The following is a 25,214-nucleotide window of genomic DNA, read 5'->3' as shown; positions in this document are numbered from 1 at the left end:
AGGCCGTGGCGAGCATCGAGCAGTGGCGCGACGACGCGCTCGTCCGCCTGCGCTCCCGCCGCTCCCAGCTGGCCGGGCGGGCGCGCTACGGCCTGCGCCCGCCCCGCCGGGACCGCACGGCCGTCGTCACGGACTCGGCCGCCGCCCTGCCCGGCGCCGTCCTCGGACACGGTCTGGCCGCCGGGATCCGCCAGGTGGCGCTGCCCGTCATGGTGGGCGAGCAGATCCACACGGAGGGCACGGACGAGCTCGCGCTGGAGCTGCCGCTGGCCCTGGCCGCCGGCACCCCGGTGCGCACCTCGCGGCCCTCGCCGGGTGCGTTCCGGACGGTCTACGCCGAGCTGGCCCGCGCCGGCTACGCACGCATCCTCTCCGTGCACCTGTCCGGCGAGCTCTCCGGCACCGTGGAGGCCGCGCGCCTGGCCGCCGCGGACGCCGAGCGTCCGGTGACCGTGGTGGACTCGCGCACCGTGGGCTTCGCGCTGGGCATGGCCGTGGTGGACGCCGCCGTGGACGCGGGGGTGGGCATGCCCGTGGCCCGCATCCGCGAGCGCCTCGAGGCCACCGTGGACTCCAGCCACGTGCTGTTCACGGTGCCCAGCCTCGAGCAGCTGCGCCGGGGCGGGCGGATCAGCGGGCTCGCCTCGCTGCTGGGCACCCTGCTGCAGGTGCGCCCCGTCATGGCCGTCGACGACGGCGCGATCGGCCTGGTCGACCGCCCGCGGTCCGCGGCCCGCGCCGTCGACCGGCTCGTGGAGCTCGCGGTCGAGAGGGCCGGAGAGGACCCGGTGCGGATCGCCGTCCACGAGTACGGCGACCCCGAGACGGCCATGCAGCTCGCGGAGCGTCTGCAGCCGATCTCCACCACACCCGTGCCCGTCGTCGAGCTGCCCGCCGTGCTCGCCGCGCACCTGGGCCTGGGTGCGCTGGGCGTGGTGATCTGCCCACTGGAATCGCCCACGGGGGGCTCGGGGGACTGAGGCCGCCCGTGCAGGAGCGCAGCGGAGACGGGCGCGTCCGTTCCTGCACACCGCCCCGGACCGCGGTGGTCATCCCCAGGCCGGGTACGGGACGCGCCCGGCTCAGACGCGGGGACGCAGACTGCCCGCATGAGCCCCAGCCACCGCCTCTGCGACGATCCGCCCGCCTTCGCCCCGGACCCCGCGGCCGTCCCCGACGTCGACACGGCCGGCCCGCACGCCGCGTCCCGGTGGGAGCGCACCCCGCCCCGGGGCCCAGTGCTGCGGTGGCGGCCGGCCCTGCTGGCCGTCACCGTGCTGCTCGTCGCCGCCGCGGCCTGGTGGGCGGTGGCCTGGCTGACCACCCCGGCGCCGCCCGCGGCGGTCCCGGCGGCCGCGGCCGGTGCAGGCATCCCGCAGACCGGCGCGCCCTCCGCCGCCTCGACGGCGGCCGGCACCGACGCGCGGACGCCCGAGGCGGGGCCGTCGGGGGAGGCGTCCGGGTCCGCCGGGTCCACCCCGCTGCGGGTGCACGTGGTGGGCGAGGTCGCCCGGCCGGGTGTGGTCAGCCTCGCGCCGGGCTCCCGGGTGGCCGACGCCGTGCGCGCGGCCGGGGGCCCGACCCGGCACGCCCGGGCGGAGCGCATCAACCTCGCGGCCCCGCTGGACGACGGCCAACAGGTCCTCGTCCCCTCCGCCCACACGCCGCAGGACGCCCTGGACCGGGTGGCCGGGGCCGCGCAGGCTCAGCCCACGCCGACCACGGGCGGGGCCGGTGCCACTGGCGAGCCTGGCGGTGCCGAGCCCCGCGGCACCGTGGACCTGAACACCGCCGACGCCGCAGGCCTGCAGACCCTGCCCGGCGTCGGCCCCGCCACGGCGGAGAAGATCATCGCCCACCGCGAGACGGTCGGCCCGTTCACCGGCCTGCAGGACCTGGACGCGGTGCCCGGCATCGGCCCGGCCACGCTTGACCGGCTCCGCGACCTCGTCTCGTGGTGAACCCGGCCCCGGGCCCGCCCAACGATCCCGTGGACCGCCGCGCCCGGCACCGCGAGGTGCCCGGCCCGCTCGAGGCCCGGTGGGTGCCCGCCCTGCTCGGGTGCCTCACCCTGGGGATCCTCGGCGTCGGCTGGGACGCCCCGGCCCGGTCGGCGGCGGCCCTCACGGGGCTGGCCGTCGCCGCGGCCGCCATCCTGGGCGCCGCCCGCTCGACCGGTCGGATACGGGGCGTGGCCACCGCGACGGCGCTGGCCGGCGTGGCCGCGGCCCTGATGCTGCAGCACTCGGCCGGGCCCGCCGCCGCGGCCAGCGGCAGCGGCTGGACCGGCGCGGTGCACGCGGGCTCACCGCTGCGGCTCGAGCTGACCCTGGACGGGCCCGCCACCCGGAGCGAGGCGACCTTCGGCCCACGCTGGAGCGTGCCCGTGCGGGTCGAGACGTTCGGTCATCCGCCGCGGGCCCCCGAGGCGGCCGTGACGGCCCGACTCACGGGCGGGGGCGCACCGCCCGCGACGATCGTCGCGCCGGAGGGCGGGACGTGGGCCCCCGACGGCGGGCCGGGATCGCGGGTGTGCGTCGTGGCCCGGCCGTCGAGGTCCGGTTCCACCGTGTTCCTGGCCGCCGCGTCCGCCCCGCAGCCGGGACCCTGCCCCGGCGGGACGCAGACGGCAGGCGGGGCCACCGGCGGTGACCCGGGCCCCCCGCGGCGGGAGGCGCTGCGCGCCGCGTTCCGTCAGTCTGCGGAGGGCACGGTCGGCGCTGCGCCGGAACTCATCCCGGGGCTGGTGCTGGGCGACCGCTCCGCCCAGGGGGCCGCCCTCGACGACGCCATGAAGGCCTCGGGCCTGTCGCACCTGTCTGCCGTGTCCGGGGCCAACGTGGCCATGATCCTCGGCGCGGTCGCGATCACCCTGCGCAGCGCGCGGGTGCACCGGGCGGTGGTCCTCAGCGCCGGGCTGGCGGTCCTCGGGGTGTTCGTGGTCGTCGTGGGGCCGGAGCCGTCCGTGCTCCGGGCGGCCGTGATGGGCGCCCTCGGAGCGCTCGCGGTGTTCTTCGGCCGCGCGCGGCAGGCGTTCGGACTCCTGACGGTGGGCGGCACGGCCCTGCTCGTCGCGGTGCCGGCCCTCGCCGTGGAACCGGCCTTCCACCTCTCCCTGGCCGCGACCGCGGGCATCGTCCTGGCCGGCGCGCCCCTCGACCGTGCGCTGCACGCCGGGCTCGGCCGGATGCTGCCCGACGTCGTAGCGCGGTGGCTCTCGGCGTCGCTCGCGGTGACCGTGGCCGCCCACCTGGCCTGCCAGCCGATCATCCTGGCCATGACCGGTGAGGTGTCGGCCTACGCGGTGCCGGCCAATCTGCTGGCCGCCCCGGCCGTGCCACCCGTGACCGTCCTGGGCACCCTCGCCGCGGCCCTCGCCCTGCCCGCGCCGGGGATCGCGGCCGCCCTCGTGGCCGTGATCCAGTGGCCCGCGGCCTGGATCGGGTGGGTCGCCCACACCAGCGCCTCCCTGCCCGGGGCGCTGCGTCCGTGGCCGGCCGGAGCCCTCGGCGCCGGGCTGGGCGTCCTGCTGGTGGCCGCGACGCTCCTCGGGTTCGCCGCCGTGCTCCTGCTCGAACGACGCCGGACCGCCCCTGTCCGGCGTGTCGGCCGCAGCGCGCCGCGGACCCGCGAGCGCCTCCCCGCCCTGGTCGTGCTCGCCGCCGCCCTGGCCGCGGCCACCACGGGGGCGGTCGGGGCGGTCCTCGTGCCGCGGTCCTCGGGCTCGGCCCCGCCGGACTGGGCGGTGGCGTTCTGCGACGTCGGCCAGGGGGACATGGCCGTGTTCCGGTCCGGCCCGCGCGCGGGGGTCGTCGTCGACGTCGGGCCCGAGCCGGGGCTCGCACGTCGCTGCCTCGACGACCTCGACGTAGACCGGGTGGACGCCGTGCTGCTCACCCACCTGCACGCCGACCACGCCGGGGGACTGGCCGGCGTGGTCGACCGCGCCTCCCGCGGGGCGGTGCACTACGCGACCCGGGACGCACCGGCGCAGGGCCGGGAAGGGCGCGGAGGCGAGGCGGACGGCGTCGACCCGCTCGCCGACGCGGCACGGCTCCGCACCGGCGCGACGGGCACGGCCGGGCCGGTGCGGTGGCACGTGCTGCTCGCCGACGCGCGGGCCCCCGAGGAGAACGACGCCTCCGCCCAGGTGCTGGTCACCGTCGAGAGCGGGGCCGGTCCGGTCACGACGCTGGTCACCGGCGACATGGAGGAGGACGCCTCCGCGGCGTGGGTCGCGGGGCGCCGGTCCGATGCCGCCGCACCGCCGCGCGTGGACGTGCTCAAGGTCGCCCACCACGGGGCCCGCAACGGTGGGACGGCCGTGCCGCGCGCGGCCGGCGCCCGCCTGCACGTGGTCTCCGTGGGCGCCGACAACCCGTACGGCCACCCCCACCGGGCCACGGTGGACGCGCTCGGCCGCCTCGGGCCGGTGGCCCGCACGGACCTGCACGGCACGCTGGCCCTCACGGCCGCGGACGGCCCCGACCCCGACGGCGCGCCCGAGATCGCGGTCCACACCGTCCGCCCGCCCTCGAGCGTCCGCACCGGACCTTAGGATGGGACGCATGTCCGCCGCCCGCAGCCCCCGTTCCGGCCGAGCCGGCCGCACCGACCCGCTGGCCTGGCGGAGGGCCGAGCCCGCCCCGCTCATGCTCCTCAAGGGGCCCGAGGACCATGCCGCCCGCTGGGTGACGGACCGCGTGACCCAGGCTCTGCGCGAGCGTCACGGTCAGCTGGAGATCCACCGGCTCCGCGCGGGGGAGTACCAGCCCGGCCAGCTGGCCACCGCGGCCAGCCCGTCCCTCTTCGCCGAGCCCACCCTCATCACGGTCGAGGGCCTCGAGGCCATGAACGATGCGTTCCTCGAGGACGCCCTGCGCCTCGTCCAGCAGGGCCCCGGCGCGGACGACGTCACGCTCGTGCTGCGTCACACCGGCGGCACCCGCGGCAAGAGGCTGCTGGATGCCGTCGCGAAGGCCGGCACGGTGGTCGAGTGCGTGCCGCTGAAGAAGGACGAGGAGCGGCTGGCCTTCGTGCAGGCCGAGTTCCGCGACCGGCGTCGGCGCATCGACGAGGAGGCGGCCCGCGCGCTCATCCGCGCCACCGGCGCCTCGCTCACGGAGCTCGCGGCCGCGTGCGCCCAGCTCGTCGACGACACCGAGGGCGTCGTCAGCGTCGAGACCGTGGACACGTACTACAGCGGCCGCGTGGAGGCCACGAGCTTCGCGGTGGCCGACGCGGCGCTCGAGGGGCAGGCGGCGAGGGCCGTCTCCCTCGTGCGGCACGCGATGGCCACCGGCGTCCACCCGGTGATGATCACCGCGGCACTCGCGCTCAAGGCGCGGCAGGTGGCGCGGATGATCGACGCCCGCCGGCCCGCCGCCGAGCTGCCGTCCCTGCTCGGGGTGGCCCCGTTCCAGGTGCGCTACATCCAGCAGGCGGCGCGGCACTGGACGGCGGCCGGCATCGCGCAGGCCGTGGAGTGGATCGCCCAGGCCGATGCCGAGGCCAAGGGCGCCTCCCGCAACCCGGAGTTCGCCGTCGAGCGCGCGGTCATCCGCGTGGCCACCGCCGTCAGCCGCTGACGGCGCCGCCGGACGGCATCCCTCGGGGGCAGCCCGGACACGACGCGGCCCCCGCACCGATCGCTCGGGGCGGGGGCCGCGGTCACAGCCGGGGGGCGTGGATCAGCCGAGGAGGGCCTTCACGCGGGCGGCGATGCCGGACTTGCGGTTCGCGGCCTGGTTCTTGTGGATGACGCCCTTCGAGGCGGCCTTGTCCAGCTTGCGGGAGGCGGTGCGCAGCGCGGCGGCGGCGGCCTCGGGCTCGCCGGCGGCGACGGCCTTGTCCACGGCGCGGATGGCGGTCTTCAGCTCGGACTTCACCGCGACGTTGCGCTGGCGCGCCTTCTCGTTGGTGAGGATGCGCTTCTTCTGGGACTTGATGTTAGCCAAATCGGGTCCTTCGTCGTCGGCGGCGCGGACGAGGGTCCGGGCGCCGCATGAACAGGGGGTCGTGGAGGGTGCCCGGATCCGTGGACTGAGCGGCGTGGGGAACACCGATGATGACCCGTTCCGGGGGTGCCCGTCGACCGGCGGACACAATGCGGACGATCCTACCACCCAGACCCTGCGATCCGCGCGGCCGACTCAGCGCCCCCGCCGCCGGGCGCGGGCCAGCGCGGCCGTGACCCGGTCGAAGGCCGCCCGGTCCAGGACGCCGCCCTCCCGGCGCACCGCGGCCGGATCCACGCGGACCACCCGGTCCAGCTTCACCTCCGAGGCGCGGCCGGACCGGTCCCAGGCGCCCGCGCCCACGTCCACGTAGTCCTCGTCGCGGGCCAGGGCGTTGTTCCGGTCCCGGCTGGTCAGCATGAGCCCGAGCAGGTGCGCCCCGTCCCGGCCGATCAGGAGCACGGGGCGGTCCTTGCCCCGGCCGTCCATCTCCTCGTACGGCACCCAGGTCCACACGACCTCGCCCGGCCCGGCCGTCGGCCCGGGCACGGGCGCGTACTCGACGCGGACGGTGCCGGTGAAGTCCGGCAGGGACACGTGGCGGCCGGCGTCCTGTCGCCGGGGCCGGCGCTCCTGCCCGGGCCCGGGCATCGGCCACGAGTCGGTGGGCTCCGTGGGGTCCCACGCGGGCCCGGGAGGCCCGGGCGGGCCCGGGAAGGGCGACGGGCCGCTCCGGTCGCCGGCCCGTCGACCGGCCTCGGAGGCGGCCCGGCGCGGCCGGGCGTCGTCGCGGAGGGCGCCGATCAGGCGTGCCGTCCGGCGGCCGAGGGACAGGGCGCGATGCAGGTCGAAGGCCATGGGCGTGAATCTAGTGGACGCGCGGGCCCGGCGTCCGGGTCGGGTCGGCGGCGGATCATGAGAGACTAGGCGGTCAGAGTCCCGTCCCCGTCACCCGTAGAGGAAGTGCCCGTGTCGCCCCTGGCGTCGAACCCCCCGGTGCCCGCTGCCACCGACCCCTCGGTGATCCGCAACTTCTGCATCATCGCCCACATCGACCATGGCAAGTCCACGCTGGCGGACCGCATGCTGCAGGCCACCGGCGTCGTGCAGCCCCGCGACATGAAGGCGCAGTACCTGGACCGCATGGACATCGAGCGTGAGCGCGGCATCACCATCAAGTCCCAGGCCGTGCGCATGCCCTGGTCCGTGGACGGGGTGGACTACGCCCTGAACATGATCGACACCCCCGGGCACGTGGACTTCACCTACGAGGTCTCCCGCTCGCTGGCCGCGTGCGAGGGGGCGATCCTGCTGGTGGACGCCGCCCAGGGCATCGAGGCGCAGACCCTGGCGAACCTCTACCTCGCCATGGAGCACGAGTTGGAGATCATCCCCGTGCTCAACAAGATCGACCTGCCCGCCGCGGATCCGGACCGCTACGCGGCCGAGCTGGCCTCCCTGATCGGCTGCGATCCCGAGGACGTGCTGCGCGTGTCCGGCAAGACGGGCGTCGGCGTCGAGGAGCTGCTGGACCGCGTGGTCCGCGCCGTCCCCAGCCCGGAGGGCGACGCGGACGCCCCGGCCCGCGCGATGATCTTCGACTCCGTGTACGACACCTACCGGGGCGTCGTCACGTACGTGCGCGTCGTGGACGGCCGGCTCTCCCCGCGGGAGAAGGTCCGCATGATGTCCACGGGCACCACCTACGAGCTCCTCGAGATCGGCGTCTCCTCCCCGGAGCCCGTACCCACGAAGGGCCTGGCCGTGGGCGAGGTGGGCTACCTCATCACCGGCGTGAAGGACGTGCGGCAGTCCAAGGTGGGCGACACGGTCACCAACCACGCCCACCCGGCCGAGCAGTCCCTGGGTGGCTACGAGGACCCCAAGCCCATGGTGTTCTCAGGCCTGTACCCCATCGACGGCTCGGACTATCCCGTGCTGCGTGACGCCCTGGACAAGCTCAAGCTCAACGACGCCGCGCTCGTCTACGAGCCGGAGACCTCGGTCGCGCTGGGCTTCGGCTTCCGCGTCGGCTTCCTCGGTCTGCTGCATCTGGAGATCGTGCGCGAGCGCCTCGAGCGCGAGTTCGGGCTCGACCTCATCTCCACCGCGCCCAACGTGGTCTACGAGGTCACCCGGGAGGACCGTGAGGTCGTCACCGTGACCAACCCCTCCGAGTTCCCCGAGGGCAAGATCCTCGAGGTGCGCGAGCCCATGGCCTCGGCCACGATCATCGTGCCGGCCGAGTTCATCGGCGCCGTCATGGAGCTGTGCCAGGCCAAGCGCGGCAACCTCAAGGGCATGGACTACCTCTCCGAGGAACGGGTGGAGATCCGCTACTGGATCCCGCTGGCCGAGATCGTGTTCGACTTCTTCGACCAGCTCAAGTCCCGCACCAAGGGGTACGCCTCGCTGGACTGGAAGGCCGACGGTGACCAGGCGGCCGACCTCGTCAAGGTGGACATCCTGCTCCAGGGCGAACAGGTGGACGCGTTCTCCTCCATCACCCACAAGGACAACGCCTATACGTACGGCGTGATGATGACGGGCAAGCTCAAGGAGCTGATCCCGCGCCAGCAGTACGAGGTGCCGATCCAGGCCGCCATCGGCTCGCGCATCATCGCCCGCGAGAACATCCGCGCGATCCGCAAGGACGTGCTCTCCAAGTGCTACGGCGGCGACATCTCCCGCAAGCGCAAGCTGCTCGAGAAGCAGAAGGAGGGCAAGAAGCGCATGAAGATGGTGGGCCGGGTCGAGGTCCCGCAGGAGGCCTTCATCGCCGCCCTGTCCTCGGACGGCGCCGGCGCCGACCAGGCGGCGAAGAAGTAAGTGCCCGCCCTGCCCCTCGGCGAGCCGGTCCCCGACGACGGCCGGCTGCCGGCCGACGTCGGGCAGCGGGTGCGCGCGGCCGCCGGCGACGGCGCGGCGCGCACCTTCAGCCTGTACGTCCACGTGCCGTTCTGCACCGTGCGCTGCGGCTACTGCGACTTCAACACGTACACGGCCGTCGACCTCGGCCCCGGCGCGGGCCGCGGCGACTACTGGGAGTCGGCGGTCGCGGAGCTGGACTTCGCCGCGGACGTGCTCGCGTCCTCGGACGTGCCCGCCCGCCCGCTGCACACGGTGTTCTTCGGCGGCGGCACGCCCACGCTCCTGCCGGCCGCGGACCTCGTGCGCATCCTCCAGGCGGCGGTGGACCGGTTCGGGATCGCGCCCGGCGCGGAGGTCACCACCGAGGCCAACCCGGACACCATCACTCCGGAGTACGCCCGTGAGCTCGCGGCCGGCGGCTTCACCCGCCTCTCCCTGGGCATGCAGTCCGCGGTGCCGCACGTGCTCGCCACGCTCGAGCGCACCCATCGGCCCGAGTCCGTCCCCGCCGCCGTCGCCGCGGCCCGCGAGGCCGGCCTGGAGGTGTCCCTGGACCTGATCTACGGGACCGCGGGAGAGTCCCTCGCCGACTGGCGGGCCACGCTCGAGGCCGCCGTCGCCCTGGCCCCGGACCACGTGAGCGCGTACTCGCTGATCGTGGAGGAGGGCACCAAGCTCGGGGCCCAGGTGGCCCGCGGCGAGGTGGCGGACGTGGACCCCGACGACCAGGCGGACAAGTACCTGCTCGCCGAGGAGCTGCTCGGCGCCGCCGGCTACCGCTGGTACGAGGTGTCCAACTGGGCGCGCGACCCGCAGGGCTCCGGGGTCCACCGCGCGCGGCACAACGTGGCGTACTGGGAGGACCAGGACTGGTGGGGGATCGGCCCGGGAGCGCACTCGCACCTCGCCGGCGTCCGGTTCTGGAACGCCAAGCACCCCGCCGCCTACGCGCAACGGCTGGCCACGGGGGTCACCCCCGCCGTCGGCCGCGAGCGGCCCGACGCCGACGCGCGGCGACTCGAGCGCATCATGCTCGCGGTGCGCACGGTGGACGGGCTCCCGACCGCGGAGCTCGTCTCGGAGACGCCGGGGGAGGCCGCGCGGATCCGCGGGGCGATCGCCGAACTCATCGCCGCGGGCCTGCTGGACGGGCGTGCCGCCGTCGACGGGCGCATCATCCCCACGCTCGAGGGGCGGCTGCGCAACGACGCGATCGTCCGGGCGCTGGCCGGCTTCTGACCGGCCGGCCCCGGGTCAGCGCAGGATGCGCAGGTTGAACGGGTACCGGAACGGACGGCCCTTGGACACGTGCGAGGCGCCCATCACGCCGTAGACCGCCATGGCGGCCCACGTGAGCGCGCCGAGGATCGCGAAGATCGGGCCGACCACCGGCAGCAGGGACAGGAAGAAGAACAGGAGCGTGATGAGCGTGGGCGGCCCGGAGAAGTTCAGGGCCTCGCGCGACTCCTGCGAGGTGAACGGGCCGCGGTCGCGGTAGAGCAGCCACACGACCAGCGGGCCGAGCACGCCGAACGCCAGACTGAGGTGGGCCAGCGCCGCGCGGTCACGGTCCTGCTTCGCCGTGAGCGGGGCGCCGCGGCCGCCGGCCGAGACGAGCCAGGCGGGCGGGCCGTGGCCGGTGCGGCCGGCGTCGGGCTGCGCGCGGGTGTTCACGAGGGGCTCCTCCTGGATCGCGGGACCCGCGCGCCGGGGACCGGGCGCAGGGCATGGGCCAGCATAGCGCGGGCGGGCGGGGGCCGCGCCGAGATCAGTGCTCGGGTGCGGCGGTGAGGAAGTCGATGAGCTCCTCCACGCGGCCCAGCAGGGACGGCTCGAGGTCCGCGTACGTGGTGACGTGGGAGAGCAGCCGCTTCCACCCCAGCCCCGTGGCCTCCTTGCTCCCGTGCGGCCAGCCCAGTCCCCGCAGGATCCCCGTCTTCCAGTCCTGCCCCTTCGGCACGACGGGCCACGCGGGGATGCCGAGGACGGAGGGCTTGATGACCTGCCAGACGTCCACGTAGGGGTGACCGAGGATGAGCACGTTGCCCGCGGCCCCCGGCACGCGCATGGCCTCGGCCGCGAGGCGCTCCTCCTTGGACCCGGTGACGAGATGGTCCACGAGGATCCCGAGCCGGCGCCGCGGACCGGGGGCGAACGCACGGATCGCCCCGGCGAGGTCGTCCACGCCGTGCAGGGGCTCCACGACGATGCCCTCGAGGCGCAGGTCCTCGCCCCACACCTTCTCCACCAGCTCGGCGTCGTGCACGCCCTCCACCCAGATGCGAGAGGCGCGGGCGGTGCGGGCCCGCGCCCCCTCGACCCGTCGCGAGCCGGAGGCGGTGCGGGCCGGCGCCGCCGGGGCCGCGGCGGTCGGGGGGACCAGGGTCACGGGCTCGCCGTCGATCCAGAAGCCGCCGCCGAGGGGGAAGCCGCGGCGCACGCCGCGGCGGTCCTCCAGGACCACCACGTGCACGCCGCCGGAGCGCTCGATGCCGATCACGGCCCCGGTGAACCCGGAGGCCACGTCCTCGACCACCGTGCCGGGGGCGGCGGGCACATCGGGGACGGTCCGGGCGGGGCGGCGCGTCAGGTCGTCGTGGCCCGCGGGGCCCCAGCTGCTCCAGTCCATGGGAGAGCACGGTAGCAACGGGGCCGGGCGATCACCGTGAGCGAAGCCGTGCGGACCGGTCGGGGCGCCCCCCGGGGTCGGACGGTAGCATTGGCACTTGACCCGCCGGAGTGCCAGTCAGGGGCACCTCCGGGGTCGCCCCGGATCCCGACGGACCAGAGGAGGACCGAGATGTCGGAGCAGCCCCGCCGCCTGCAGGTGCTCCAGGCGATCGTGGAGGACTACGTGGCCCTGCGCGAGCCCGTGGGCTCCAAGGCCCTCGTGGAACGGCACGCCCTGGGCGTGTCCTCCGCGACCGTGCGCAACGACATGGCGGCGCTCGAGGAGGAGGGCCTCATCGTGGCCCCGCACACCTCCGCCGGGCGCGTCCCCACGGACAAGGGCTACCGCGTGTTCGTCGACCGCCTCTCCGAGGTGAAGCCGCTGTCCCCGGCCGAGCGCCGGGCCGTGCGGACCCTGCTGGACCCGGAGACGGACACCGAGCACATGATGGAGTCCACGGTGCGCCTCCTGGCCCAGCTGACCCAGCAGGTCGCCGTCGCGCAGTTCCCCTACGAGGACGGCTCCACGATCCGCCACCTCGAACTGGTCTCCCTCACGCCCACGCGCGTGCTCGTGGTCCTCATCCTGTCCACGGGACGGGTGGACCAGCGGCACGCCGTGCTGGACCGTCCGGTCGACGAGGCGGAGCTGTCCGTGCTCCGCGGCCTCCTGCTGGACGCCCTGCTGGGGCTCGGTCCGGTGCAGGCGGCCACCGTGGTGGACGACGTCGTCACCCGGGTCCGCCCGGAGCACCGGCAGTCCGCCGCCCTCGTGGCCGCGGCCGTCCAGGACCTCCTCGAGGCCGGCCGGGAGGACCGCATCGTGCTGGCCGGCACCGCCAACCTGGCCCGCTCCCCGGGGGACTTCGGCGCGTCCATCGGGCCGATCCTGGAGGCGCTCGAGGAGCAGGTGGTGCTGCTGCGCCTGCTCACGGAGATGGAGCAGGACGCCCACGGGGTGTCCGTGCGGATCGGGTCCGAGAACGCCGGATCGCTCGCGGACACCTCGGTGGTCGCGGCCGCCTACGGCCCCGGCGCCGTGGCGAAGCTCGGCGTCATCGGCCCGACCCGGATGGACTATCCGGGCACCATGGCCGCCGTCCGGGCGATCGCCCGCTATCTCTCCCGCATCCTGACCACCTGACGCGCCTCCACGCGTCCTGGCGGGCCCCGTCCCGCATCGCCCCACGTCCCGCTCTCCCCGAGAGGAATCCCCACCGTGACCGACCACTACGAGACGCTCGGCGTCAGCCGTGACGCCAGCACCGAGGAGATCCGCCGCGCCTACCGCAAGCTCGCGCGCACCCACCACCCGGACGTCAACCCCGACCCGGAGGCGGCCGAGCAGTTCAAGCGCATCTCCCACGCCTACGAGGTGCTCTCGGACGAGGGCCGGCGCCGGGCCTACGACACGACGGGCAACGAGAACGGCCAGGCCGGCTTCCCGGGCGGCTTCGGCGGGGCGGGCGGCTTCGGGGGCTTCGCCGACATCTTCGAGACCTTCATGAACGCCGCCGGCCAGGGCGGCCGCGGCGGCCCCGCCAGCCGCGCCCGCCGCGGCCAGGACGCCCTGGTGACCGCGCGGATCGACCTGCGCGACGCCGTCTTCGGCGGCGAGCAGACGATCGAGCTGGACACGGCCGTGCGCTGCGATCGGTGCGAGGGCTCGTGCTGCGAGCCCGGCACCCAGCCGGAGACCTGCCAGACCTGCCATGGCCACGGCATGATCCAGCGCCCCGTGCGGTCGCTGCTGGGCACCGTCATGGCCACCGAGGCCTGCCCCGCCTGCCAGGGGTTCGGCACCGTCATCCCGACGCCCTGCCACGAGTGCGACGGGCAGGGCCGCGTCCGCACCCGGACGCCGCTGACCCTGCGCATCCCCGCGGGCGTGGACGACGGCACCCGCATCCACCTCGCCGGCCGCGGCGAGGCCGGCCCGGGCGGCGGCCCGAACGGCGACCTCTACGTGGAGATCGCGGTCCGCCCGGACGAGACCTTCCGCCGCGAGGGCGACCACCTGGCCACCACCGTGACCGTCCCCATGGCCGCCGCGGCCCTGGGCACCACCGTCACGCTGGACACCCTGGACGGCAAGCAGTCCCTCAGCCTGGACCCGGGCGTGCAGTCCGGCCACGTCGAGGTCCTCCACGGCCTGGGCGTCGGTCGCCTGCGCGGGCAGGGCCGTGGCGACCTCAAGGTGGACGTGGTGGTCACCACGCCCACCGACCTGGACGACGAGCAGCGCCAGCTCCTGGAGCGCCTGGCCGAGGTGCGCGGCGAGGAGGTCGTGCACGGCGCACCCCAGGCCAAGGGCATGTTCGCCCGGCTGCGGGAGAACCTGAGGAACCTGTGACCGCCCCCCTGTTCCACCTCGAGCCGGGCGCCCTGGCCGGCGCGAGCGCGGGCGCGGAGGTCGTCTTCGACGGCGCCGAGGCCCGGCACGCCGCCGCGGCCATGCGCCTGGCCCCCGGGGAGGCCGTGCTCCTGGCCGACGGGTCGGGCACGCTCGGCCACGGCACCGTGCTCGCGGCCGCCCCGGACGCGGTGTCCGTGCGGCTGGACGCGGTGGCGGAGGAGCCGGCGCCCACCCCGGCGCTCGTGCTCGTCCAGGCCCTCGCCAAGGGCGACCGGGACCTCATGGCGGTCCAGGCCGCCGTCGAGCTCGGCGTGGACGCCGTGGTGCCCTGGGAGGCGGAGCGCTCGATCGTCCGCTGGAAGGGCCCCAAGGCCGCCAAGGCCCGCCAGAAGTGGGCGGACACGGCCCGCGCGGCCGCCAAGCAGGCGCGTCGCGCCCGGGTGCCCGCGGTCCGGGACCACGTCTCCGGGACGGCGGTCGCCGGGCTGGCCCGGGACGACGACGGCGGCCGGCTCGTCCTCGTACTGCACGAGGACGCGGAGCACGGGGTGTCCGCGGTGCCGGCGGAGCGACTCTCCGCGGCCGTCGAGATCGCCGTCGTCGTGGGCCCCGAGGGCGGGATCGGCCCGGCCGAGCTCGAGGCCTGCGTGGCCGCGGGGGCCGTGCCGGTGCGGCTCGGCCCGCACGTGCTGCGCGCCTCCACGGCCGGCCCCGCCGCCCTCGCCGTGCTCCAGCACCGGCTCGGCCGCTGGTGAGCCCCGGCAGGACGGCGCGCCGACGCCTAGACTGGTCGGGATGTCCCGCCCCCGCGACCCCGAGGTGATCCGCCCCATCGTGACCGTGCCCCCCACGACCCCGACCCCGCCCGCCACCGCGCACGAGGGGGTCGCGTTCGAGTCCGCCGACCTCATGGTCCGCACGCTCGGACCGCAGGACGCCCTGCTGCGGATCCTCGGCGGCGTGTTCCCCACCGTGGACGTCACGGTCCGCGACCAGCGGCTGGACCTGGCCGGGCCGGTGGCCGAGGTGGCCACGGTGCGGCGCGTCGTCGAGGACCTGCGCTCGATCGCCCGCCGCGACCAGGCCGTCACCCCCGAGGTGATGGGCCAGGTCGTCCACCACGTCCGCGACGCCGCCACCGGGCGCGGCGCGGGTCAGCTGCACCTGGACTCGATCCTCTCGGGCCGGGGCCGCCGCATCCGCGCGAAGACCCTGCACCAGCAGGACTACGTGGAGGCGATCGACCGCTCCACCGTCGTCTTCGGCATCGGCCCGGCCGGCACCGGCAAGACCTACCTGGCGATGGCCAAGGCGGTGCAGGCGCTGCAGGCCAAGGAGGTCAACCGGATCATCCTCACCCGCCCGGCCGTCGAGGCCGGCGAACGGCTCGGCTTCCTGCCCGGCGGGCTCTCCGAGAAGATCGACCCGTACCTGCGCCCCCTGTACGACGCGCTGCACGACATGATCGAGCCCGAGTCGATCCCGCGGCTGATGGAGGCCGGGACCATCGAGGTCGCCCCGCTGGCGTACATGCGCGGCCGCACCCTGAACGACGCGTTCGTGATCCTCGACGAGGCCCAGAACACCACCGGCGAGCAGATGAAGATGTTCCTGACCCGCCTCGGCTTCGGTGCGCGCATGGTCGTCACGGGCGACACCTCGCAGGTGGACCTGCCGCGCGGCACCCAGTCCGGCCTGGCCCAGGCCGTCGAGGTGCTCGAGGGGATCGAGGGACTGGAGATGGTCCGCTTCGACTCCTCGGACGTGGTCCGGCACTCGCTGGTGAGCGCCATCGTGGACGCCTACGACGCCGCCCGCGGCCCCGCGGAGCGGTCCCAGAAGCGAGGAGGGGCCCGCCGTGGCCGTTGAGATCCTGAACGAGTCGGGGATCGAGGTCCCCGAGGACGCGCTGCTGCGCATGGCCCGGCACGTGTACGCGCGCCTGCACGTCCACGAGCGCGCCGAGACGGCCGTGACCGTCGTGGACGCCGCACGCATGGCCGAGCTGCACGAGGAGTGGATGGACCTGCCCGGGCCCACCGACGTGATGAGCCTGCCCATGGACGAGCTGACCCCCGGCTCGCCCGAGGCGCCGGCCGAGGGCGTGCTGGGCGACGTCGTGCTCTGCCCCGAGGTCGCCGCCGAGCAGGCGGCGCGCGGCGGGCACTCCCGTGACGATGAGCTGCTCCTGCTGCTCACCCACGGCATGCTCCACCTGCTCGGGTACGACCACGTCGAGGACGCCGAGCGCGAGGAGATGTTCACGCTCCAGGATCGGCTCGTCTCCGAGGTCCTCGGCCGGCCCGCCCCGGCCCCCACCGTCGAGGATTGACGGCACCGCCCATGCTGACACCCGCCGTCCTCTTCGCCCTCTTCCTGGTCTTCCTCGGCCTGACCTGGACGCTGTCCCTGGCCGAGTCCGCGTTCTCCTACCTCTCCCGGCGGGACGCGGAGGACATCGTCCGCGAGCGGCCCGGCTCCAAGGTCCTGGAGATCGCCCGCGAGCGGGAGAGCCACCTCGGCGCCCTGCGGGTCTGGCGCTTCGTGGCCGAGGCCCTGTCGGCCGTCTGCCTGACCGCGGCCGCCGACGCGGTGGTGGACGACACGTGGCTCGCCGTGGCGATCGCCGCGGTCGTGCTCGTGGGCGTGGCCGCCCTGCTGGGCGTCTGGAGCCCGCGGCCGATCGGCTCCCGCAACGAGGCCGCCGTCGCCCGCCGCCTGGGCGGCCTCGTGTGGGTGCTCCGCCGGGCCCTGGGCCCGCTCGCCGCCCGCCTGGACCGGGACCGGCGCCGTCGCGAGGTCGAGCCGGAGGACGAGGACGACTTCCAGGAGCGCCACCTGCGCGAGTTCGTCGCCCGCGCCCACGACGCGGACGTGCTCGCCGACTCCGAGGCGGAGCTGATCCAGTCGGTGTTCTCCATGAACGACACCATCGTCCGCTCCGTCATGGTGCCGCGCACCGACGTCGTCACGATCGACGCCGACCACACGCTCGGGCAGGCCATGGCCCTGTTCCTGCGCTCCGGCAACTCCCGCATCCCGGTGATCGGCGAGGACGCCGACGACATCCGGGGCATGCTGCACCTCAAGGACGTCACCCGCGCCCTGCACCACGACGGCGCTGCGACCGACACCCCCGTCACCGAGGTCATGCGCGACGTCCGCTTCGTCCCCGAGTCGAAGTCCGTGGCCACCCTCCTGCAGGAGCTGCAGCGCGAGTCCACCCACGTGGCCGTGGTGGTGGACGAGTACGGCGGCACTGCGGGGCTCGTGACCCTCGAGGACCTCATCGAGGAGATCGTCGGGGAGATCTACGACGAGGACGACCAGCCGGACCGCCCCGAGGTGGAGTTCGTCGCGCCCGGCGTCTACTCCGTCGACGCGCGCATGGGCATCCACGACTTCCGGGAGGAGTTCGAGCTGCCGGAGGAGGACGAGGACGACGACGTCGACACGGTCGGCGGCCTCCTCGCCAAGGAGCTCGGCCGCGTCCCGATCCAGGGCTCGCGCGTCGTGGTCCAGGGGATCGAGCTCGTCGCGGACACCCTCGAGCCCCGCCGCAACCGGGTCGCGCGCCTGCGCGTCTCCGAGACCCCCGACCGCCCGGTGCGGCTGCGCCGGCGCGAGGAGCAGGCCCACGGCGCCGCACCCGCCGACCCCGTGGCCTGAGCCGGCCGCCCCACCCCACGCCCCGCCTGACAAGGATGACCCCATGACCGATCTCGTCGATCCGGCCCGCGCCGCGGACGGCTTCCGTTCCGGCTTCGTCTCGCTCGTGGGCCGGCCGAACGCCGGCAAGTCCACGCTCACCAACGCGCTGGTGGGGGAGAAGGTGGCGATCACCTCCTCCAAGCCGCAGACCACGCGCCACACCATCCGCGGGATCGTCCACCGCGAGGACTTCCAGCTCGTGCTCGTGGACACCCCGGGCCTGCACCGGCCCCGCACCCTGCTCGGCGAGCGCCTCAACGACCTCGTGGCGGAGACGCTCAACGAGGTCGACGCCGTGGGCATGTGCCTGCCGGCCGACGAGGCGATCGGTCCCGGCGACCGGTTCATCGCCCAGCAGCTCTCGTACCTGCACCGCACCCCGGTGGTCGCCGTGGTGACGAAGACGGACAAGGTGGGCCCGGAGCAGCTCATGGCGCAGCTCGTGGCCGTGACCGCGCTGGGCGACGAGGTCCTCGGGCCGGAGAACGGCGGGGAGGGCTTCGCGGCCGTCGTGCCGGTCTCGGCGGTGGCCGGCCGCCAGGTCGACGACGTCCTGGGCGTCTTCGCGGGCCTGCTGCCGGCCGGGCCGCCCCTGTACCCCGACGGCGAGCTCACGGACGAGCCGGAGGCGGTCATGGTTGCCGAGCTCATCCGGGAGGCGGCCCTGGAGGGCGTGCGCGACGAGCTGCCGCACTCGGTGGCCGTGATGGTCGAGGAGATGTCCCTGCGCGAGGACCGCCCCGCGGATCGGCCCCTGATGGACGTGTGGGCGAACGTCTTCGTCGAGCGGGACAGCCAGAAGGGCATCATCATCGGCAAGGGCGGCTCCCGGCTGCGTGAGATCGGCGCGCAGGCGCGGGCGGGCATCGAGCGCATGCTCGGCACCAAGGTGCACCTGGACCTGCGGGTCAAGGTCGCCAAGGAGTGGCAGCGCGACCCCAAACAGCTCGGCCGACTCGGCTTCTGAGCCGGAGGCCCGACCCGGGCGCGCACGCGCCGGAGCGGGCCGCCGTCGTCGTGCGTCACACGGGGACGGCCTCCTGTGGCCCGGCCCACCTCGGTGCTAGGGTCGGGGCATGTCCCTCCGCCTCGCGACGACAGCGCCGGCCACGGCCCGCCTGCTACTTCCCGGCCGCACGGGGTCCCCGTGCCAGGCCGTGATCCACGCCGCCTGAGCGCATGCGGAGGCAGGACGCCTCCCACCGGACCGGACACCCCGTGCGGAGCCCCTGACCTCCCGGTCCGGCCACCGACCACCCACCTTTCGCGCGCCCGCCGCGCGCACGTCGAGGGAGAACACGCATGAGCGCTCACCTGCAGAAGTCGTCGGGGATGAAGTTCCACAAGTACGTCCCGTTCCAGGACCAGATCGAGGTCGCCCTGCCGGACCGCACCTGGCCGGACAAGGTCATCGAGAAGGCGCCGCTGTGGTGCGCCGTGGACCTGCGCGACGGCAACCAGGCCCTGATCGACCCCATGGGCCCCGAGCGCAAGCTGCGCATGTTCCAGCTGCTCGTCGGCATGGGCTTCAAGGAGATCGAGGTCGGCTTCCCGTCCGCCTCGCAGACCGACTACGACTTCGTCCGTCAGCTCATCGAGGGCGACCACATCCCGGACGACGTCACCATCCAGGTCCTCACCCAGTCCCGTGAGCACCTGATCGAGCGCACCTTCGAGGCGCTCGAGGGCGCCGACCGGGCCATCGTGCACCTGTACAATTCGACGTCGGTGCTGCAGCGCCGCGTGGTGTTCCGGCAGGACGAGGACGGGATCGTGGACATCGCGACCTCCGGCGCGCGCCTGGTGAAGAAGTTCGAGGAGCAGCTGAGGGGCACGCAGATCACCTACGAGTACTCGCCCGAGTCCTACACGGGCACCGAGCTCGAGTTCGCCCGGCGCATCTCGGACGAGGTGGCCACGGTCCTGGAGGCCTCCACCGACCGCAAGATGATCCTGAACCTGCCGGCGACGGTGGAGATGTCCACCCCGAACGTGTACGCCGACTCGATCGAGTGGATGCACCGCAACCTGGAGCACCGCGACTCGCTCCTCCTCTCCCTGCACCCGCACAACGACCGCGGCACGGGCGTGGCCGCCGCCGAGCTGGGCTACCTGGCCGGGGCGGACCGCATCGAGGGGTGCCTGTTCGGCAACGGCGAGCGCACCGGCAACGTCGACCTGGTGACGCTGGGCATGAACCTGTACTCGCAGGGCATCGACCCCATGATCGACTTCTCCGACATGGACCACATCAAGCGCACGGTCGAGTACTGCAACCAGCTGGCCGTGCCCGAGCGCTCGCCCTGGGGCGGCGACCTCGTCTTCACGGCCTTCTCCGGCTCCCACCAGGACGCCATCAAGAAGGGCTTCGAGGCGATGGAGGTCGACGCGAAGGCGGCCGGCACGGACGTGGACGGCATCCCGTGGGCCGTGCCGTACCTGCCCATCGACCCGAAGGACATCGGCCGCTCGTACGAAGCCGTCATCCGCGTGAACTCGCAGTCCGGCAAGGGCGGCGTCGCCTACCTGCTCAAGTCCGAGCACAACCTGGACCTGCCGCGCCGCGCGCAGATCGAGTTCTCCCACGTCATCCAGGATCTGGCCGACGCCCAGGGCGGCGAGGTCTCCGGCGCCGACCTGTGGCGCGTGTTCCAGGACGAGTATCTGCCCGCCGACGCGGCGGAGGCGCAGTGGGGCCGCTACCGGCTCCGCTCGGTCTCCTCGGCCTCCGGCGAGGACGGCGCGTTCCGGATGGAGGCCGAGCTCGAGGTCGACGGCGTCACGCAGACCCGCACGGCGCAGGGCAACGGCCCGATCGACGCGTTCCTGCGCATCCTCGGCGAGGAGGGCGTGGACGTCCGCGTGCTCGACTACTCCGAGCACGCACTGTCCGAGGGCGGCGCGGCCATGGCCGCCGCCTACGTGGAGGCGGCCGTGGGCGACCGTGTCCTCTGGGGCGTCGGCCTGGACCACAACACCACCACCGCCTCGCTGAAGGCCGTGGTGTCCGCGGTGAACCGCGCCCTGCGCGCGTGAGCGGCTCCGGCTCCTCCCGGCGGGGTGCGCGGCACGGCGGCTACGCGGCGAACTCGTTCCGCACCGAGGCCATCGTGCTGCGCACCCACCGTCTGGGGGAGGCCGATCGCATCATCGAGGCGCTCACCCCCGAGCACGGCCTGGTCCGAGCCGTGGCCAAGGGGGTGCGCAAGACCTCCTCCCGGCTGGGCTCGGTGGTGGAGCCGTTCATGCACTCCACGCTCCAGCTCGCACGCGGCCGGGGGGAGCTGCACATCGTGAGCCAGGCGCAGCTGCTGCACCCGTACGCAACGATGCTGGCCGCCGACTACGACGCCTACACCGTCGCCGGCGCCCTCGCCGAGGCCGTCGAGCGGGTCCCCGCGGTCGACGACGACGGCCGGCGCGCCCAGTACCGCCTGTTCCACGGCGCGCTGGCCGCGCTGGCCCGCGGCGCGCACGACCCGCGCCTGATCCTGCACTCGTTCCTGCTGCGCGCGCTCGCCCAGGCCGGCTGGGCCCCGACCTTCGACCGGTGCGCCCGCTGCGGCGCCCCCGGCCCGCACACGGCACTGCACGTGGGCCTCGGCGGGGCCGTCTGCCCCGCGTGCAGGCCACCCGGTGCCGCTCACCCGGCCCCGGAGACCTTCGACCTGCTCTCGGCCCTCGCGGCGGGGGGCTGGGCCACCGCGGACGCCTCCGGGGCCCCCGCCCGCCGCGAGGCGGCCGGTATCGTGGCGGCGTACCTGCAGTTCCACGCCGAGCGGCGCCTGGTGTCCCTGTCCGTCCTGGACCAGGACCTCGGCCTCCCCGCCCCGCGCGTCGAGAGGAGACCATGAGCGCCGACCGAGCCCCGCAGCCCCCACCGCCGCACCCCTCGGGTGCGGTCGCCCCGCGGATCGACCCGCGTTTCGTGCCCCGGCACGTGGCGATCGTGATGGACGGCAACGGCCGGTGGGCCAACCAGCGCGGCCTGCCCCGCACCGAGGGCCATCGGGCCGGCGAGGCGGCGCTGCTGGACGTCGTCGCCGGGGCGGTGGAGCTGGGGATCGGCCACGTGTCCGCGTATGCGTTCTCCACGGAGAACTGGCGGCGCTCGGCGGAGGAGGTGCGTTTCCTCATGGGCTTCTCCCGGGACGTGCTGCGCCGGCAGCGGGACACCCTGCACTCGTGGAACGTGCGGATCCGGTGGAACGGTCGGGCCCCGCGCCTCTGGACCCCCGTGATCCGGGAGCTGCAGGAGGCCGAGGAGCTCACGCGCCACAACACCGGCACCACGCTGCACATGTGCGTGAACTACGGCAGCCGGGCCGAGATCCTGGATGGCGTCCAGGCCATCGCCGAAGAGGTCCGGGCCGGCCGGATGCGGCCGGGGGAGATCAGCGAGGACGTCATCACCCGCTACCTCGACCGCGGCTTCCGCACGGGTCAGGACGTCGACGTCGTCCCGGACGTGGACCTGTTCCTGCGGACCTCGGGGGAGCAGCGCCTGTCCAACTACCTGCTGTGGCAGTCCGCCTACGCGGAGCTGCTGTTCCTGGACGTGCTGTGGCCGGACGTCGACCGGCGGACCCTGTGGGCCGCCGTCGAGACCTACGCCCGACGGGACCGCCGCTACGGCGGCGCCGTGGACACCCCTCAGCCGGCGCCGTCGTCCGGCGCGCCGGACTCGGCCTCGGTCGCCGACGGCGGTGCGTAGGCCCCCAGCCACGTGAGCGTCGCGGCACCGGCCGCCTCGCGCACCGACGCGGGGGAGGCGAACACGTCGTGCAGCGCGTCGGGGAGCCGGTGGACGGTCACCCGGTCGCCGAGCCGCAGGGAGCGGCGGGCCATGGCGTCGGGGTCCAGGACGATGTCCGAGGTCAGCATCGCCTCGCCGTAAGACGTGCCCCGATGCCCGCGCGCGGAGACGAGCACGAGGATCGGCACGGAGACGTGGAGCCGCCCGGCCACGGCCCGGTGCCCCGAGAGGACCGCGCTCAGCCAGGCGGCCGGCACCTCGAACGCGTGCGGGGGACGCCAGAGCGGGTGCAGGTCCCATTCGCCCTCGGCCTGGTCCGAGAGGGTGCGCCAGTAGTGGTCGATGCGCGGCAGTGTGAGCGTGGCGTAGGGCTTCATGGCGGAGACGGGCCCCACGATGGACTTCGCCAGCAGGCGCACCCCCGCGCTGCCCTGCATCTCCAGCCACGGGCTGTTGAGCACGAGCGCGGCGAGGCGGCCGGGATTCCGGTCCGCCCACAGCGCGGCGATCAGCCCGCCGGTGGAGTGCCCCATGAGGATGGGCGGCAGCGGGTGATCCTGGGCGATGGTCTCGAACGCGGCCTCGAGGTCCGCGTCGTAGCGGGTCAGGTCGTCCGTCCAGCCGGGCGTCTGTCCCGCGCGCAGCGAGCGGCCGTAGTGGCGGAGGTCGACGGCGTGGAAGGCGTAGCCGGCGGCCTCGAACGCGTGGGCGAGCGGGGCGTTGTAGAAGTAGTCGCTCCAGCCGTGCACCGAGAGGATGGGCCGGCGGGCCGGGTCACGGGGGGCGTCGGTGCGCGGACGCACCACTGTAACAAGGTTCTGTCCTTGTTCATCGGTGTCGAGGCCGAGGGTGCATCGTTCGAAGCCCGGCAGTCCGTCCGGGACCCAGCCCAGGCCCGGCGGGTCGTCGAGGAACGGGCGGGTGTCCTCCTCCGTCGGTCCGCCGGCGGGGGCGCCGTGCGGGGCGGAGGGGTCCGGGGGCGGCGGCTGGATCGGGTCACGGGCCATCCGACCACTCTAGGAGGACCCTGGGCGGGCGGGAGGCCCGTGCGAGGATGGGGGCATGCAGCTGCCTGATCCCAAGTCCGCCGTCGACGGCCTCCTGACCTCCCGCGCGCCTCGCCTGTACCCGCCCTTCTTCCGTGCCGTGTTCGGCGGCATGGACGCGGAGCAGGCGCACCATCGGGGCTTCGACGCGATCCGGCTGGTCGAGCGCACCGGGGCGTCCGCCGCCCTGCGCGCCGCCTTCCGCCCGGACCCGCTGCTCGCGCGCACGGTCATGGGCCTGCGGTTCCCGACGCCCTTCGGCCTGGCCGCGGGGTTCGACAAGGACGGCCGGGGGACCGCCGCCCTGGCCGACCTCGGGTTCGGCCACATCGAGGTCGGCACGATCACGGCGCAGCCGCAGCCCGGCAACCCGCAGCCCCGACTGTTCCGTCTCGTGGACGACCGGGCGCTGGTCAACCGCATGGGCTTCAACAACGACGGCGCGGCGGCCGTCGCCCCCCGCCTGGCGCGGACCCGGCAGACCCTGGAGCGCCGCTTCGGTCCGACCCGGCCGGTCCTGGGCGTGAACATCGGCAAGACCAAGGTGGTCCCGCTCGAGGACGCGGCGGACGACTACCGGGCCTCGACCCGCCTGCTCGCGCCCCACGCCGACTACCTGACGGTCAACGTGTCCTCCCCGAACACGCCGGGGCTGCGCCAGCTGCAGGAGATCGACGCGCTGGAGCCGATCCTCACGGCGGTGCGCGAGGAGGCCGACCGTGCGGTCCCGGGCCGGCGGGTGCCACTGACCGTGAAGATCGCCCCGGACCTGGCGGACGACGACGTGCGCGCCGTCGGGGCGCTCGCCGAGCGCCTCGGGCTCGACGGCGTCATCGCGACCAACACGACCGTCTCCCGCGAGGGTCTGCGCACCCCGCGTGCCGACGTGGACGCCCTGGGCGCGGGCGGCCTGTCCGGGGCCCCGCTGCAGGAGCGGTCGATGCGGGTGCTGCAGGTCCTGCGGGCGGCGCTGCCGACGGGCACCGCCGTCGTCAGCGTGGGCGGCGTGACGGACGCCGACGACGTCCAGGCCCGGCTCGACGCGGGCGCGGACCTCGCCCAGGGCTACACCGCGTTCCTCTACGAGGGGCCGTTCTGGGCCGGCCGGATCACCGCCGGGCTGGCCCGGTCCCTGCGGGGCTGACGGTCTGCTCGCCGGTGCCGCGACGGCCCGTGCCCACCGGGGTCCGGGCCGTGGCGCGGTGTCGTGTCAGGCGGGGTACTCGCCCCGCTTGACCTGGGGCTTGGGCAGACGCAGGCGGCGGAACTGCAGGGCCCGCATGATGCCGTAGAAGCCGGTCCCGGGCTCCGGCGTGCCGAAGCGCTCCGTCAGGCCCTTCTTGATGTGCCGGCTGACCAGGAAGCTCTCGATGAGCACGAGGGCCACGAGGACGTACAGGCTGATCATCAGGATCAGCTGCGCCTCGCGGCCGGGGATGAACATGAGCAGGACGTAGGCGAAGACGACGGGCATGAGCCACTCGCCGATGCCGGTGCGCGCGTCCACGTAGTCACGGACCCAGCGCTTCTGCGGTCCCTTGTCGCGTGCCGGGAGGCCGCGCTCGTCCCCGGTCTCCAGCGCGGCGCGCTGGCGCATCCGCTCCTGGGCCATCGCCTGACGCTCGGCCTTGCGGGCCGCCTTGCGATCTTCGGGGACCAGGGTGCGACGGCGCGCGGCCTCCTGGTCGCGGCGCCGTGGAGTCGGGCCCTTCTTGCCCTGCGAGCGGTCGCGCGGCCCGGCCTCGGCCACGGCGGCGCCCTCGGCGGGAGCGGCCGAGGAGCCGTGAGTCGAGGGGGCGGGCGCGGTCTCGGGGGTCTTGTCTCGCTTGAACACCCGTCCAGTCTAG

Annotated in this window: 23 protein-coding genes; 17 read left to right on the top strand and 6 right to left on the bottom strand. The window is 74.8% G+C overall.

What is annotated here, in order from left to right; translation table 11 throughout:
* Positions 1–5: 5 nt before the first annotated feature.
* The 4 genes from B1A86_RS06140 (at position 6) to holA (ending at position 5,588) form a co-directional block, all read left to right on the top strand.
* A complete protein-coding gene (locus B1A86_RS06140) occupies positions 6–980 on the top strand; it encodes a DegV family protein (RefSeq protein ID WP_078025466.1) in 975 nt (324 codons plus the stop codon).
* A 129-nt stretch (positions 981–1,109) separates the two neighbouring features.
* On the top strand, positions 1,110–1,961 hold the full coding sequence (locus B1A86_RS06135) for a ComEA family DNA-binding protein (RefSeq protein ID WP_036336582.1): 852 nt from the start codon (positions 1,110–1,112) through the stop codon (positions 1,959–1,961).
* Between the two features lie 29 nt (positions 1,962–1,990).
* A complete protein-coding gene (locus tag B1A86_RS06130; RefSeq protein ID WP_036336627.1) occupies positions 1,991–4,558 on the top strand; it encodes a ComEC/Rec2 family competence protein in 2,568 nt (855 codons plus the stop codon).
* Between the two features lie 10 nt (positions 4,559–4,568).
* Positions 4,569–5,588, top strand: a complete 1,020-nt coding sequence (gene holA, locus B1A86_RS06125) for a DNA polymerase III subunit delta (RefSeq protein WP_036336580.1) — start codon at positions 4,569–4,571, stop codon at positions 5,586–5,588.
* 102 nt (positions 5,589–5,690) lie between these two features.
* On the opposite strand, the gene rpsT is transcribed toward holA, so the two are convergent.
* On the bottom strand, positions 5,691–5,957 hold the full coding sequence (gene rpsT, locus B1A86_RS06120; RefSeq protein WP_036336578.1) for a 30S ribosomal protein S20: 267 nt from the start codon (positions 5,955–5,957) through the stop codon (positions 5,691–5,693).
* Positions 5,958–6,152: 195 nt separating this feature from the next.
* On the bottom strand, positions 6,153–6,815 hold the full coding sequence (locus tag B1A86_RS06115) for a type II toxin-antitoxin system PemK/MazF family toxin (RefSeq protein WP_036336575.1): 663 nt from the start codon (positions 6,813–6,815) through the stop codon (positions 6,153–6,155).
* 111 nt (positions 6,816–6,926) lie between these two features.
* On the opposite strand from B1A86_RS06115, the gene lepA reads away from it, so the two are divergent.
* Positions 6,927–8,786, top strand: a complete 1,860-nt coding sequence (gene lepA / locus B1A86_RS06110; RefSeq protein WP_036336574.1) for a translation elongation factor 4 — start codon at positions 6,927–6,929, stop codon at positions 8,784–8,786.
* Positions 8,787–10,067 carry a radical SAM family heme chaperone HemW gene (hemW, locus tag B1A86_RS06105; protein ID WP_036336572.1) on the top strand — a complete coding sequence of 427 codons (1,281 nt, stop codon included), beginning with the start codon at positions 8,787–8,789 and terminating at the stop codon, positions 10,065–10,067.
* A gap of 15 nt (positions 10,068–10,082) precedes the next feature.
* Here hemW and B1A86_RS06100 read toward each other — a convergent pair whose 3' ends face one another.
* Positions 10,083–10,502, bottom strand: coding sequence for a DUF4870 domain-containing protein (locus B1A86_RS06100; protein ID WP_002854682.1), 420 nt, complete (start codon positions 10,500–10,502; stop codon positions 10,083–10,085).
* 94 nt (positions 10,503–10,596) lie between these two features.
* The gene (locus B1A86_RS06095; protein WP_044659801.1) at positions 10,597–11,457 is read right to left on the bottom strand and encodes a DUF3097 family protein; all 861 of its coding nucleotides are present in this window, start codon (positions 11,455–11,457) and stop codon (positions 10,597–10,599) included.
* A 171-nt stretch (positions 11,458–11,628) separates the two neighbouring features.
* On the opposite strand from B1A86_RS06095, the gene hrcA reads away from it, so the two are divergent.
* The 10 genes from hrcA to B1A86_RS06045 all read left to right on the top strand — a co-directional run bounded on the left by hrcA (position 11,629) and on the right by B1A86_RS06045 (position 22,279).
* On the top strand, positions 11,629–12,642 hold the full coding sequence (gene hrcA / locus B1A86_RS06090; protein ID WP_078025465.1) for a heat-inducible transcriptional repressor HrcA: 1,014 nt from the start codon (positions 11,629–11,631) through the stop codon (positions 12,640–12,642).
* Positions 12,643–12,717: 75 nt separating this feature from the next.
* Positions 12,718–13,851, top strand: a complete 1,134-nt coding sequence (gene dnaJ / locus B1A86_RS06085; RefSeq protein WP_036317203.1) for a molecular chaperone DnaJ — start codon at positions 12,718–12,720, stop codon at positions 13,849–13,851.
* Positions 13,848–14,609, top strand: a complete 762-nt coding sequence (locus B1A86_RS06080) for a 16S rRNA (uracil(1498)-N(3))-methyltransferase (protein ID WP_078025464.1) — start codon at positions 13,848–13,850, stop codon at positions 14,607–14,609. The genes dnaJ and B1A86_RS06080 overlap by 4 nt, the downstream gene beginning before the upstream one ends.
* A gap of 40 nt (positions 14,610–14,649) precedes the next feature.
* The gene (locus B1A86_RS06075; RefSeq protein WP_036336560.1) at positions 14,650–15,723 is read left to right on the top strand and encodes a PhoH family protein; all 1,074 of its coding nucleotides are present in this window, start codon (positions 14,650–14,652) and stop codon (positions 15,721–15,723) included.
* Entirely contained in the window at positions 15,713–16,186 is a 474-nt protein-coding gene (gene ybeY, locus B1A86_RS06070) for an rRNA maturation RNase YbeY (protein WP_010078622.1), read from the top strand. The genes B1A86_RS06075 and ybeY overlap by 11 nt, the downstream gene beginning before the upstream one ends.
* Positions 16,187–16,197: 11 nt before the next feature.
* Positions 16,198–17,523 carry a hemolysin family protein gene (locus B1A86_RS06065; protein ID WP_061867296.1) on the top strand — a complete coding sequence of 442 codons (1,326 nt, stop codon included), beginning with the start codon at positions 16,198–16,200 and terminating at the stop codon, positions 17,521–17,523.
* Positions 17,524–17,566: 43 nt separating this feature from the next.
* Complete coding sequence (gene era, locus B1A86_RS06060) at positions 17,567–18,532, top strand: GTPase Era (protein WP_041103742.1); 966 nt, start codon at positions 17,567–17,569, stop codon at positions 18,530–18,532.
* Positions 18,533–18,867: 335 nt separating this feature from the next.
* On the top strand, positions 18,868–20,601 hold the full coding sequence (leuA, locus tag B1A86_RS06055) for a 2-isopropylmalate synthase (RefSeq protein WP_078025463.1): 1,734 nt from the start codon (positions 18,868–18,870) through the stop codon (positions 20,599–20,601).
* Positions 20,598–21,419: a DNA repair protein RecO gene (gene recO / locus B1A86_RS06050; RefSeq protein WP_049147696.1), complete on the top strand. Its 822-nt coding sequence runs from the start codon at positions 20,598–20,600 to the stop codon at positions 21,417–21,419. The genes leuA and recO overlap by 4 nt, the downstream gene beginning before the upstream one ends.
* On the top strand, positions 21,416–22,279 hold the full coding sequence (locus tag B1A86_RS06045) for an isoprenyl transferase (RefSeq protein ID WP_078025462.1): 864 nt from the start codon (positions 21,416–21,418) through the stop codon (positions 22,277–22,279). Before recO ends, B1A86_RS06045 begins: the two co-directional genes overlap by 4 nt.
* Here B1A86_RS06045 and B1A86_RS06040 read toward each other — a convergent pair.
* Positions 22,219–23,328, bottom strand: coding sequence for an alpha/beta hydrolase (locus B1A86_RS06040; RefSeq protein WP_078025461.1), 1,110 nt, complete (start codon positions 23,326–23,328; stop codon positions 22,219–22,221). The two genes, B1A86_RS06045 and B1A86_RS06040, sit on opposite strands and share 61 nt — an antisense overlap.
* Positions 23,329–23,383: 55 nt before the next feature.
* Between B1A86_RS06040 and B1A86_RS06035 the strand changes: the two genes are divergently transcribed.
* Positions 23,384–24,511 carry a quinone-dependent dihydroorotate dehydrogenase gene (locus B1A86_RS06035; protein ID WP_078025460.1) on the top strand — a complete coding sequence of 376 codons (1,128 nt, stop codon included), beginning with the start codon at positions 23,384–23,386 and terminating at the stop codon, positions 24,509–24,511.
* Between the two features lie 66 nt (positions 24,512–24,577).
* Here B1A86_RS06035 and B1A86_RS06030 read toward each other — a convergent pair whose 3' ends face one another.
* The gene (locus B1A86_RS06030; protein ID WP_078025459.1) at positions 24,578–25,201 is read right to left on the bottom strand and encodes a DUF3043 domain-containing protein; all 624 of its coding nucleotides are present in this window, start codon (positions 25,199–25,201) and stop codon (positions 24,578–24,580) included.
* Positions 25,202–25,214: the final 13 nt, after the last annotated feature.

This window comes from Micrococcus sp. KBS0714, assembly GCF_002008305.4.
Lineage (GTDB): Bacteria > Actinomycetota > Actinomycetes > Actinomycetales > Micrococcaceae > Micrococcus > Micrococcus luteus.
This window is presented reverse-complemented; position numbering and strand designations above follow the sequence as displayed.